This window comes from Sporosarcina sp. P25 (genome assembly GCF_002743235.1).
GTDB classification, from domain to species: Bacteria; Bacillota; Bacilli; order Bacillales_A; family Planococcaceae; genus Sporosarcina; species Sporosarcina ureae_B.
Genome location: NZ_PDYV01000012.1, coordinates 1 through 13156, shown reverse-complemented (window position 1 = coordinate 13156; position 13156 = coordinate 1). Strand labels below are relative to the sequence as shown.

General features: G+C 40.0%; 9 protein-coding genes. 6 read left to right on the top strand and 3 right to left on the bottom strand.

Annotated features, from left to right (window positions below; translation table 11 throughout):
• Positions 1-7 precede the first annotated feature (7 nt).
• From CSV70_RS11180 to CSV70_RS11170, 3 genes are all read right to left on the bottom strand, one after another.
• Positions 8-1741 (bottom strand): AAA family ATPase, encoded by a 1734-nt coding sequence (locus CSV70_RS11180; RefSeq protein WP_099629029.1) that lies wholly within the window; start codon positions 1739-1741, stop codon positions 8-10.
• A gap of 295 nt (positions 1742-2036) precedes the next feature.
• Positions 2037-2576, bottom strand: a complete 540-nt coding sequence (locus CSV70_RS11175) for a GDYXXLXY domain-containing protein (RefSeq protein WP_085131681.1) — start codon at positions 2574-2576, stop codon at positions 2037-2039.
• Positions 2566-3648: a DUF2157 domain-containing protein gene (locus CSV70_RS11170; RefSeq protein WP_099629028.1), complete on the bottom strand. Its 1083-nt coding sequence runs from the start codon at positions 3646-3648 to the stop codon at positions 2566-2568. The genes CSV70_RS11175 and CSV70_RS11170 overlap by 11 nt, the downstream gene beginning before the upstream one ends.
• 244 nt (positions 3649-3892) lie before the next feature.
• Between CSV70_RS11170 and efeO the strand changes: the two genes are divergently transcribed.
• From efeO to CSV70_RS16715, 6 genes are all read left to right on the top strand, one after another.
• Complete coding sequence (efeO, locus tag CSV70_RS11165) at positions 3893-4741, top strand: iron uptake system protein EfeO (RefSeq protein WP_099629027.1); 849 nt, start codon at positions 3893-3895, stop codon at positions 4739-4741.
• Positions 4742-4745: 4 nt separating this feature from the next.
• A complete protein-coding gene (gene efeB, locus CSV70_RS11160; protein ID WP_099629026.1) occupies positions 4746-6023 on the top strand; it encodes an iron uptake transporter deferrochelatase/peroxidase subunit in 1278 nt (425 codons plus the stop codon).
• Complete coding sequence (locus CSV70_RS11155) at positions 5998-7746, top strand: FTR1 family iron permease (protein WP_233191808.1); 1749 nt, start codon at positions 5998-6000, stop codon at positions 7744-7746. The genes efeB and CSV70_RS11155 overlap by 26 nt, the downstream gene beginning before the upstream one ends.
• 307 nt (positions 7747-8053) lie before the next feature.
• Positions 8054-9868 (top strand): assimilatory sulfite reductase (NADPH) flavoprotein subunit, encoded by a 1815-nt coding sequence (locus CSV70_RS11150; protein WP_199171619.1) that lies wholly within the window; start codon positions 8054-8056, stop codon positions 9866-9868.
• 23 nt (positions 9869-9891) lie between these two features.
• Positions 9892-11616, top strand: coding sequence for an assimilatory sulfite reductase (NADPH) hemoprotein subunit (cysI, locus tag CSV70_RS11145; RefSeq protein WP_099661146.1), 1725 nt, complete (start codon positions 9892-9894; stop codon positions 11614-11616).
• Positions 11617-11947: 331 nt separating this feature from the next.
• Positions 11948-12655 carry a ferritin-like domain-containing protein gene (locus CSV70_RS16715; protein WP_233191807.1) on the top strand — a complete coding sequence of 236 codons (708 nt, stop codon included), beginning with the start codon at positions 11948-11950 and terminating at the stop codon, positions 12653-12655.
• The last annotated feature ends 501 nt before the right edge of the window (positions 12656-13156 follow it).

The window sequence follows — 13156 nt, the reverse complement described above, 5'->3', positions numbered from 1 at the left end:
TTTGCTATCAGATAAATACTACCGCATCTTTAGGAGTCGATAACTCGACGATGCGCTGTACTTCATCACCTTCAAGTGTTTCTTCTTTATATAGTGCATTGACTAACTCTTCAAATTGATATGCATGCTCTTTAATGAGCATTTCTGTTTTTTTTGCAGCTTGGTTAAATAGCATTTGCATTTTTTCTTCTTTTTCCGCTTTATTGAAGAGTAAAGAAAATCCATCTTGGAACAAACCCGTATTCACCATACGCTCAAGAATATCCTTGGCCTGTTCCACATCGCCTCCAACGCCGATACTATGCTCACCCAAATATAGACGCTCTGCAATGCCACCTGCTAGGATCATACTGACTTGGTCGAGCAATTCGCTAGCTGTAGATAAATGCAATTCCTTTTGAATTGGGGCTACATAACCGAGTGCTTGACCTCTTGGAATAATGGTTGCTTTTCTAACCGAACCTGGCTTTGTAAGAGCAGCGACGATGGCGTGTCCGGATTCATGAATGGCTACACGACGCTTCGTTTCTTGGTCGCTTAATGTGCGTGCTGTATTTCCAAGGATTGTCCGGTCAATTGCAAAATCCAAATCATGCTTCTCGATTAATTTCCGACCTTCGCGAATGGCACGGCGGCTGGCTGTTTCGAACAAGCTGCTTATTTCTGCACCAGAAAAACCTGACGTGCTGTCTGCAAGTGTATCGAGAGACGCTGCTACATTAGGAGCCAACGTTTTGCCGTTTGTGTGGATATCGATAATTTCGCGACGTCCTTTTGTATCTGGCAATTGAACGTGAAACGTAAAGTCGATACGTCCTGGACGTAAGAAGGCATCATCCAGCATATCTTTTCGATTCGTAGCTGCAATGAATAACACACCGTCATTATCATTACCACCGTCAAGTTGAACAAGTAGTTCGGTTAACGTCTTTTCCGATTCTTCTCCACCATGTTCTTTTCTCTTTCCAGCCAATGCATCTACTTCGTCTATGAAGATAACAGCAGGGCGTTGTTTGCGGGCATTTTCAAAAAGTGTACGTACCCGTGAAGCTCCAACACCTACAAATAATTCTGTAAAGGCTGCTCCGCTAGAAGAATAAAAAGTAGCTCCTATTTCTTTTGCGATAGCTTGAGCTAGTAATGTTTTACCTGTTCCCGGAGGTCCATATAGTAAAATACCTTGAGGCAATGCAATGCCCATTTCATTTGCAACTTCAGGGTTTTTGAATACTTCTAACGTTTGGAGGATTTCTTCTTTCATTTCTTGAGGGATTCCACCAATATTGTCCATTGTAATATCAGGAAGAGGAGTCGCTTTTGACGCTTGATGCTTCATAGCCGACGCACCAATATTGAGCTTGCCTTTTTTATGCAGAATGAAAAGTGTCAAAAGAGCTGCCAGGACAAGCCCACCAAAAATCCAGCTACCCATCGAACTTGCTGCTTTATATTGATAAGTTACATTATATTTCTGTACCAAGTCATCCACTAATGTACTCTGTGGACGCACCATCGTGCTGTATGTTGTGTTATCTACAATGATTGATAATTGACCTTTGGCTGTTTCGTTTAATAAGACACTAGCATCTGATTGTTCAGCAATCAGTTTTTCCATCTGGGCAAAAGAAACTTCTTTTCCCCCAGTGGATTGTAAATAGTTCCAAGTGGCACCTGCAGCAATGGCCATGACAAAGAGGACTACGACAAAAATTTTTGATGCTAATTTTGAAATAGGCTTCAAGTTCAGCTCCAGCTCCTTTAGTGAATTACTTAAATTATACGTAAAAGTAGGAGTTTTGAATAGTATATAAACAGAATAAATAGTTACAAATTCAAGTCTTTGTGAGAAAATGCCTAAAAACAAGCGATATCGTGATACTATCATGTATTTCTTGAGAATGAACTATATGAACTGCCCTACATCCAACAGTCGATTTCTCACTATCTTCAAAAATAATACAAACTAAAAAGCCGTTGCTAGAAATCGTGTATTCCACGACCTCCAGCAACGGCTTCCGCTACTTTGATAAAGTGACCTATTTAGGTCGTACATCTTCTAACACAGCAAAGCCATCACGAACTTTTATATCTGCAAGCAATTGACCTTTGCGTGATAAATCCTCTAACTGCATACCCGTATTCTCAGCTACATAGAAACGATCGGGAAGGAAGTTTGCGAAATACATTTGATTTTCATCGATACTGTGTTCGCCGTAATAATACATATCTCCTTTTAAAAATAGACCGTCACTTGGTTTCTTATGTGTAACGGTCTTCAACCCGTATAAATTTCCTTCATCTTGTTCTAAAACGGCATATACCGTCAATTTACCAGTATCATGTTTGGAGAATTCTTTAATAAGCGCCGGATCAAGTCTTTCTTTGGAGAATTCTTCAATCGCAAATTGGAGACTAACATAATCACCATAAAGAATGTCGCGCGGATCGACAGGTACTGTTTCCAATGTGATGGTTTTACCTGTATTCATTGTATATAAAGGCTTCCAAGTCATCGCTAGGAGAAGGATAATTGGGACTATTAAAGCAACAAGAAATAGATTCCGTTTATTCTTCATGACGTTTCACCGTCTCTCGTCTTGATTTTTCAAACCAGAATCCAAAGCCAATCAACAGCAAACCGCCTACGATGAAAAATAATGACTTTGGCATGAAGTCATATGTGATATCCGTGTAATAACGGTAGATTAACGCACACGTGATCAAAATAGCAGGTAAACTGTCTTTCTTTAGAAGATAAATCAATAAGATAATGAATACAGCGGTGAAGATATAAGGTACAGCATCACCAAATCGTAAATCATTCCATATGAACGGGAAAGTCAGCATAATACCCGTAATTCCAAATAGTACGGAACCCGTCCAAGAGGACTCTGTACGATAATGTTGAAAAGGTGCGAGTGCAAGAAGTACGCCTAATACAAAGACAATCAATACGGAAATCCATTCCTCAATATGGAAGAATTCTAGCATATTGACGATAAAAGCCGCACTAAGCAATACATTCATAACAAACAATGAGCTTTTTCTTCCGAATCGTGTTTCATTCATCCAAAATAGTAGAGGAATCAATAGTAGCAACCAGAAAGGACCAAAGCTTCCAACTTCATAGGCAGAGAAAGCACTAAAACTGTAGATAATAAAAAATGCACTTGCAAACACAGCGAGCAATTGATCTTTTAAATAATAGGCAAGTGGCGAGATTCCGATACCCCATAATAGGAAATCTGTATATACGGTATGTTGTAAATGAAAGCTCTGACCAATTAGAAATATCCCGGCTCCAAAAATGGCAGCTCCTATATAATACATACTGCGGGACGTTCTTTCGTAATTGCTTTCAAGCTTGTATCCCGCGATGTATGCCAAGATCATGCCAACGACAATTAATCCAAACTTAAAGAAAGGCGTTAGTCCAGCCCAGTTACCTGCGATAAAACTCAGTATGCCTATCCCCACTAATATAGCTCCAAAAGCCAGCAAGATTCTCACGAAATTAGTGCCACCCTTAGATTCATATAGCGAGAGCATTTCGTTGACATCTGCTTCTTTCATTTTGCCTTGCTGTTGTAGAAAAGAAAACTCTTGTTGCAAGAAAGTGAATTGTTGCTTACTAACTGTTCTTTTCATACTAATTCCCTCCTTTCATAATAGTTACTAAGTAGACTGATTAATACATTATATGTTACAGAATATCAAGGATGAAAATATCCTAACAGGAATTATCTAGTTAAATATAGTATCTCGTATATTTTCTAAAAATACAATAAATACTAGAAAGATACATATTTCTCCTTTAATTTCCTATTGACATTCATTTGAGAACGATTATCATTGATAACAGAAAACTAAACTTTGGGAAGTAGGAATAAATATGAAACAAAAAATAGTAACAGCTTTCGTTTTAACAACAGGAATTTTACTATCAGGTTGTGGAGCAGCTGAAGAATCTACGGGAAAAGCACCAGCAGCAACTGAAGAAGTCGACTTAACTGTTGAAACAGATGCGTATAAAGAGTTTGCGCTTGAACAAATGGATGAATTCGTTATGGGCACAGAAAAATTCGTCACAGCTGTTAAAGCGGGAGATATAGAAGAAGCAAAGAAAATCTATCCTCTTGCTAGAATGTATTTTGAACGCTCTGAACCGATTGCAGAAAGCTTTGGAGACTTAGATCCACGAATCGATGCACGCCTTGCAGATGTTCAAGAAGAGGGGCAAGGAGAAGAAGAATGGTCTGGCTATCATAAAATCGAGTACGGTCTATGGGTGGAGAATACAACCGAAGGGTACGCAGATGTTGCGGATCAATTACTTAAGGATGCAAAGGAACTGCGTGCACGAGTAGAAACAGTTGAAGTATCACCTGACTTGATGATCACGGGAGCAGTCGATTTACTGAATGAAGTTTCTACTTCTAAAATAACTGGTGAAGAAGAAATTTATTCTCACACCGATCTATATGATTTTAAAGCAAATATTGAAGGTGCAGAAAAAATCTATGAAATTCTAAAGGATAAGATGGCAGAGAAAAATCAGCAACTAGTCGATGAACTTGAAACGAAATTCCGAACAATCAATAGTCTACTTGCTGAATATGAAGATGGAAATGGCGGCTATATATCGTATGAAGAACTAACAAAAGAAGATACAAAATCGCTATCAGAAGCGGTAAATCAATTAGGTGAACCATTAAGTATGATGGGCATCGTAACGGAGTGATACTATGACGGACCAAACGGAAGAGAAATTCTATGAAAAGAAAATTTCACGTCGTCAAATGCTGAAGTATACAGGAGCAGGTGCAGCAGGTGTAGCGATCGGAGCATCAGGTCTTGGCAGTGTTCTCAAAGTATTCGGAATGGTAGAGGAAGAAGATAATCCACTCTCAAAAAACAAGATTAATTTCTATGGAAAGCACCAATCCGGAATTGCGACTGAATGCCAAAGTTATGTATATTTTGCTTCGTTAAATGTCTTGGTACATTCACAACAAGAATTAATGGATCTATTTAAAACGTGGACTCCCATTGCTGTTCGCATGATGAATGGTGAACAGATTGATGGTCAGACTTCTAATATGCTCATTCCGGCAAAAGATACAGGAGAAGCAGTCGGATTGGATGCTTCCAATTTAACGTTGACGTTTGGTGTAGGTCCGTCACTATTTGAAAAAGAATCTATAGGCTTAGCATCAAAAAAGCCTTCTGAACTGAAAGATTTGCCGCACTTCCCGAAAGATCAACTAGATCCAACTTATACGGGTGGAGATATTTGTATTCAAGCCTGTGCAGATGATCCGCAAGTTGCGTTCCATGCAGTTCGAAACTTAGTGCGTATAGCTTCAGGGAAAGTGTCATTAAAATGGACACAAGCAGGTTTTAATTCCTATCCAATGAAAGGGAAGAAAAAAGAAACACCAAGAAATTTATTTGCATTTAAAGATGGTTCAGTTAATCCTAATGGATCTAAAGAAGCTGAAATGAATGAAGTCGCTTGGATAGATGCTGGTCAATCAAAAAGTTGGATGACCAATGGTACGTACATGGCTGTCCGTCGAGTTCAGATGCATTTAGAAACATGGGACAGAACAGCTTTGCGGGAACAAGAAGCTACATTTGGCCGTCATCGTGATACGGGAGCGCCAATAGGTAAAGAAAAAGAAACGGACGAAGTAGACTTGGATGAAAAAGATGCAAATGGTGAGTATGTTATCTCCCAAACTTCCCATGTGCGGTTGGCTAAGAAATCCAAAAAGAAAATTTTACGTCGATCATTCTCCTATAGTTCGGGCGTTATGGATTCAACAGGTACATTTGATGCAGGTTTATTGTTCATCTCGTTCCAAAAAGATCCCGAACAATTTATCGCAATCCAAAATAGTTTTGGTCGTGAAGATAAATTAAATGAATATATTACTCATCGCGGCAGTGCGCTATTCGCCTGCTTCCCTGGGATTCAAAAGGGAGGCTTTATCGGTGACTCACTCTTCTCAATTATATAAATGGATTGCAGTTATGTTAATCGTTCTATTCATGCCAATCCGTCCAGCGTTCGCTGAAACGGAAACAAATTATAGTGACCTCTATATTTCCATTAGTGATTCGATTATGCAAACTAAGAAATCGAACGATGCAGAAGCACTGACATCTTTACTAGAATTCGAAACGATTTGGCAACAACAGAATCTGGAGAGTTCGCGGTACACGAAAGAAATCGATAAAACGTTAAAAAAAGCAATACAAGCTGACTCGGAAACACGCGGAGTGTTATTGAGTTCATTATCTAAAGCAGTACATGAATTGGAAATGTCAGAAAATCCAGTTGACGAACAAGCGGAACGTGAGAAGTTTGGAAAAGCGATGGAATCGTCGCTCGCGGACTTGCGATTATCAATTGAGTCGGGTTCACTTGAAGAAATCGAACAAGCCAATCAACAGTTCATTTCTACTTGGACACGCAATGAACGTCCAGTGCGAGAGCAAAGTATTTCAGCGTATGGTGCAATTGAAACGGCTATGGCATTCATGAGAATCACGTTGGCGGAGGAAGAACCTGACCTTAATATGTTGCGGACACAATTTGATGAATTAACTGTCACGGTAGATCAGTTTGTCGAGGGGACGTTGAAAGAGACAGCAACTAAAGACTATTCTTTGACCACATTGATTGCACTGTTAGATGAAAGCTCAGACTTCTTACAAAATGGAGAGCTTGATAACGCGAAGAAATCATTGAGTGAGTTCATTAAAATTTGGCCGAATGTAGAAGGGGAAGTGCGTACGAAAAATGCCTCTCTTTATACAGAGCTTGAAAATGAACTACCTTTGATGATTGGACAATTGTCAAATAGTGGTTATGATCTTAAAAATGCCGATCGTCAGTTACAAAATTTCAAACAACAGATTGCCTTACTGCAAACAAATGATAGTTTCAGTTTTTGGGACTCTGCACTGATTTTATTACGTGAAGGTCTCGAAGCATTGCTGATTATTATGGCACTATTATCATTCTTAACTAGTGCTAATCAACAAGCTATGCGTAAATGGGTGTTTGTTGGAGCAAGTGCTGGCATGATGCTTAGTATGGTAGTAGCGATCATGATGTCCACGGTATTGCAATCTCTCACGATTGGTAATGACCGTGAAATAATGGAAGGTTATGTTGGACTAGTAGCTGCTGCACTAATGATTGGTGTCGGCATTTGGATGCATCAAAAATCTAATATCGCCTCGTGGAATCGATATATATCTAAGCAAATGGGTCAAGCAATTTCAAAAGGTAGTGTATTCGCCATGGCATCGGTCAGTTTCCTTTCTGTATTTAGAGAAGGTGCGGAAACGATTGTCTTCTATGCAGGAATTGCGCCGAAAATGTCTACTCTGGAATTTGTGATGGGGATATTGCTAGCTATTATCATATTGGCGATCGTTGCGGTCGTCTTCATGAAGCTCAGCCATCGTATTCCGATCCATCGCTTCTTTGCAGTAGCGACGATTTTGATCTACGTACTGGCTTTCAAGATTATTGGTGTCAGTCTGCATACGTTGCAGTTGACGAACGTGATCAACACAACGGTACAACCCAGATTGCCGATAATTGACTTAATTGGTTTTTATCCGACCTATGAAACGATTATGGCACAACTCGGTTTACTAATCCTCATCTTAGTAGCTGCCTGGATACGAAGAACAGGTAAGCACACTAACGTAAAACTATCGAATTAACTAAACGAGAATGTCCTAGAAGTTACTTCACTTCAACAGGGCATTCTTTTTTACGTATATCTAAGTTCAAAGTTTATGTTTGATAGATGTAGTAGTTTAACTAGTGAGTACGTAGGGAACACGTCTCTTGCGAAGCACAAATCACTACTCGGAAACTGTCAATTCATTCTATATTAAATACCTACTTGACTAATAGGAATAATCATAATACAATGAAACCATCTTAAAAAAGTTGTCAGTTTAGTCAGATTTTCTACAACGTTAAGCCATAATAAAAATACAATAAGAGGTTGCGAGGGTGATGAATATGGCGTTACAAGTATCGAACAGTCCTTTTAGTGAAGAACAAGTAGAATTGCTCAATCGTTTATTACCGAACATTACAGAAACACAGCAAAGTTGGTTGAGTGGTTATTTAACAGCTGTCAGTTCAGCTTCAGTACCATCGGCTGGCGTCGCTGTGTTAGAACGTCCCGCCATCGAAGTTCCGACAGCGATAAAAGAAATAACTGTTCTTTACGGATCACAAACAGGTAACGGACAGGGAATAGCAGAACGAGCAGCTGCCAAGTTAAAAGAACAATCTTTTAATGTAACAATCCAGTCCATGAATGATTTTAAACCAAATAATCTGAAGAAAATTGAAAACCTATTGCTGGTCGTCAGTACACATGGAGAAGGAGATCCACCTGACACAGCTTTACCATTCTTTGAGTTCTTGCATGGTAAACGTGCGCCAAAACTAGATCATCTTCATTATTCTGTATTGGCACTGGGCGATAGCTCGTACGAATTTTTCTGTAAGACAGGTGCTGATTTTGATCAGAAACTAGCCGAACTCGGTGCTATTCAGTTAGCACCGCGTGTAGAGTGTGATTTGGATTATGATGAGCCTGCAGCACAGTGGTTAGCGGCAGTGGAAGTCTCATTGGAAATTCATACGGGGGGCCAATCAGCGGCAGCTAGTGTAGAAGTTGAAGCTTCATCCTCCACTCAGTACTCACGCACAAATCCATTTAAAGCAGAAGTACTTGAAAATATTAACCTAAACGGTCGAGGTTCAAATAAAGAGACGCGTCATATAGAAATTTCATTGGAAGGTTCTGGATTGACATATAAACCAGGAGATAGTGTAGGGATTTTTCCAACGAATAATTCCGACTTAGTCGATAAGATTATTAGGCTAGGTAATTGGAATGCAGAAGAAACAGTTGAAATCAATTCACAAGGAGAACGCCGTGCTTTACGTATTGCTTTACTGAATCACTTAGAGATTACCGTAGTAACTAAACCGCTACTTGAAAAACTATCTACTTACTCCAAGTCGGAAGAGTTGAAACGAATTGTAAATAAAGAAAATGCGGATGAACTACGTGCGTATGTTGATGGACGGGATGTATACGATGCATTAACGGACTTCGGACCAGTAGAAGCTTCAGAACAACAACTGGTGGGGATTCTTCGTAAATTGCCCGCGAGATTATATTCAATTGCTAGTAGCCTAGAAGCGAATCCTGAAGAAGTCCATCTGACAATTGGTGTTGTTCGTTACGAAGCGCATGGCCGCGATAGACAAGGCGTTTGCTCTATCCAATGTGCAGAAAACCTTGAACCGGGAGATACATTACCCATCTATATTCATAAAAATGATAATTTCCGTTTGCCTGCTAATTTGGAAACACCCATCATTATGATAGGGCCAGGGACGGGTATCGCGCCATTCCGTTCATTCATTGAAGAACGTAGTGAAACAGGAGCGGAAGGAAAGTCTTGGTTGTTCTTTGGAGATCAGCATTATGTGACCGATTTTTATTATCAGACTGAGTGGCAAAATTACGTGAAGGATGGCACGTTAACACGTCTCGATGTAGCTTTTTCACGTGATACGGATGAAAAAGTATATGTGCAGCATCGTATGAAACAATCGAGTCGAGAACTGTATCAATGGATTGAAGAAGGTGCAGTGATTTATGTATGCGGTGATGAACAGAACATGGCAAAAGACGTCCACGCGACTTTGCTGGAAATCCTTCAGCAAGAAGGCGATAAATCACTTGAAGAAGCCGAACAATTCATAACACAGTTAGTTCAAGAAAAACGCTATCAGAGAGACGTCTATTAAGTAATTTGAAGGGGAGTGGAAGCGTGTCTTCAACAACAAAACCGATCCATATACAAGATGGAGCACCGAGTGATGTAGAAGAAATTAAAATTGAAAGTGATTACTTGCGAGGAAATCTCATTGAAACGATGAATGATTCTATCAGTTCAGGAATTCCAGATGATGATAACCGTCTGATGAAATTCCACGGCAGTTATTTGCAGGATGACCGAGATCTGCGGGTCGAGCGACAGCGTCAAAAGCTAGAGCCAGCCTATCAGTTCATGATCCGCGTGCGGACACCAGCTGGCTTCGCTACGCCAAAACAATGGCTTGTTATGGATAAATTGGCACATAAATATGGTAATGGCACATTAAAATTAACGACACGCCAAGCGTTCCAAATGCACGGTATTTTAAAATGGAATATGAAAAAGAATATCCAGGAAATGAATGATGCATTACTGGATTCCATCGCAGCTTGTGGTGATGTCAACCGAAACGTCATGTGCAGCCCAAATCCGAATCAGTCATCGGTTCACACGGAAGTCTATGAGTGGTCGAAGCGATTAAGCTTAGACTTATTGCCACAAACAACGGCTTATCATGAAATTTGGTTGGATGAGGAAAAGGTTGTGGATACGGCAGGGGAAGAGGTGGAACCTATATATGGTGCTACGTACTTACCGAGAAAGTTCAAGATTGGTATTGCAGTTCCTCCAATGAATGATATCGATGTATTCTCCCAAGATATTGGATTGATTGCTATAGTAGAAGACGAAAAACTAGTCGGTTTTAACGTGGCAGTTGGTGGCGGTATGGGAATGGCCCATGGCGACGAGCAGACCTATCCTCAGTTAGGTCGTCTAATTGGCTTCATCCCTGCAGATCAAGTGGTAGAAGTAGCGAAGCATTTGATGATGATCCAACGTGATAACGGAAATCGCTCTGTACGAAAGTATGCGCGATTCAAGTACACGATTGATTCTCGTGGACTTGATTGGTTAATTGAAGAACTTCATAGTCGTCTTGGCTGGGAATTAGAAGAATCACGCCCTTATCACTTCGATCATAATGGCGATCGCTATGGTTGGATACCAGCTGAAAATGAACACTGGAATTATACATTCTTCATTGAAAACGGTCGCGTGCGTGATACGGAAAACTATAAACTGATGACCGCACTTCGTGAAATTGCAGAAATCCACACAGGTGATTTCCGTTTGAGTCCGAATCAAAACTTAGTATTAGGTGATGTAGCGGCTTCAAATAAAGAGAATATAGAAGAAATCATTGCGAAGTATGGATTAGAGTCATCAGCTGAGCAGTCAGCATTACGTAGAAACTCCATGGCATGTGTGTCGCTGCCGACATGTGGGTTGGCGATGGCAGAAGCAGAGCGATATCTACCTTCATTGATCACGAAAATCGAAGGCTTGTTAGATGAAGCAGGGCTTGGAGATGAAGAAATCGTGACGCGTATGACGGGTTGTCCAAATGGCTGTGCACGTCCAGCGATTGCAGAGCTCGGATTCATTGGTAAAGGACCAGGCAAGTATAATATGTACTTAGGTGGCGGTTTTTCGGGGCAACGCCTGAGTAAGATCTACCGTGAGAATATTGGTGAAGAAGAGATATTAGGTGAATTAGGACCTATATTAAAGCGTTATGCGAAAGAACGCAATGATGGGGAACACTTTGGTGACTTTGTAATTCGTGCTGGCATTGTGGCAGAAACTACAGACGGAACGAATTTCCATACCGTGTGATTAAATAAGCAGAGCAGCTAGTGTGAAAACTAACTGCTCTTTTTCATGAAATGAAATATTGTGTAGAAGTGAATTGTACATATATGGTTGATTAAGGAGAGAGTTTAGAATTCTTGTTCTCGATAAACGATTTTATGTAATATTGCATTTAGTAAGATGGTTATCGATATTATTATTATGGTGCTGTGCTGGCATTGTTATGGGTGCTGTAATATTAGGTAATTTGGGTATTAACGGTATTGAGGTACCTTTAGAATAGATGGGCTACTAGTAACCAATTCATAATTTACCCCATATGATATGAATGAAAATATATATAAGGGGGACAATTGTGTACTATTTAGGGAACAGTATATATCAAGGATACGATCCAGAAGCATTACAAAAGTCATTAGCATTGATGTTTGAGGCGGTTCAAGGAGAAAAGGAAGACCGGCTTTTTTATGAGTACTTAATATCTGTTGCTCCCACACAGGAAGATAAAGAAATAATTTCATCCATTCGAGATGATGAGATTAGACATAATTTAATGTTTAAGAAAATGTATAAAGATTTTACTGGTCAAGAAGTAATGGACGTAACTGCAGAGGATTTTAAGAAACCAGCTTCCTATATAGAAGGAATTCAGCAAGCCCTTTTTGGCGAGTTAAAAGCAGTAGAAAAGTATAGAGAAATACGAAAAGGTCTACCGGATTGTCAAAATCGAGACATAGTATTTGATATATTAACTGATGAACTTAAGCATGCCGCAAAGTACAATTTTCTTTACACTGAAAATCGTACGAATAGTCATGTGCAAAATGAATCAAATATAGAAAAAACTCCTGACGATTGGATTAGGTACACAGAGTTTTTAGTCGAAGAAGCACAAGAAGATGTGAAAAGGGGTATCAATTTAACACATGTTTTTCAAGAGTTTATCTTGATGGGGGTACTTGTGGGCAAAGGGTATTCTCCTAAGCAAGCGTATGAAACTGTGGAATCTTGGGAGCGAACAGGAGAATCTCAATTGTTACAGGAGAGTAAGAAAATTCCATGAAATTTCTTCTTGGAAAACGAACGACCATGTATGCTTAGTTGAAGAACCGGCTACCTTTACATGGTAGCTATTTCATATTTAGTAATACTTCTGTGAACACTTTTAAGTTATTAATTTTATAGATCTATTTGCGGGGTTCAGCTATCGGGCGGGTTTGCGTAACATGATTTATTTGTAATTACTAAGTTAATCTTCGCTACAGCAGGTGATTTTGGGAGGATCAGTGGTTCACCGCCCGCCCATAGCACACGCGTCCGGCTGCAACACAGATTAACGAGTTTAAACCACTATCCCATCTAAGGGTGCGTTTGGACATAAGAAATCCAAAGGAGGCTGAGACATAACTATCTCACCGCGTTTCCCTGAACTCCGAAAGGCACGCTTTCCGAGGGGCGTGGCTTGAGCCGCTTCCTTCGCTTTGCTACGTCCAGGGTCTCAAGACGCACGCTGATCCCTCAGGAGTCGGCCTTTCTCCGTTCCGGTACATTCTGATACTCTAAA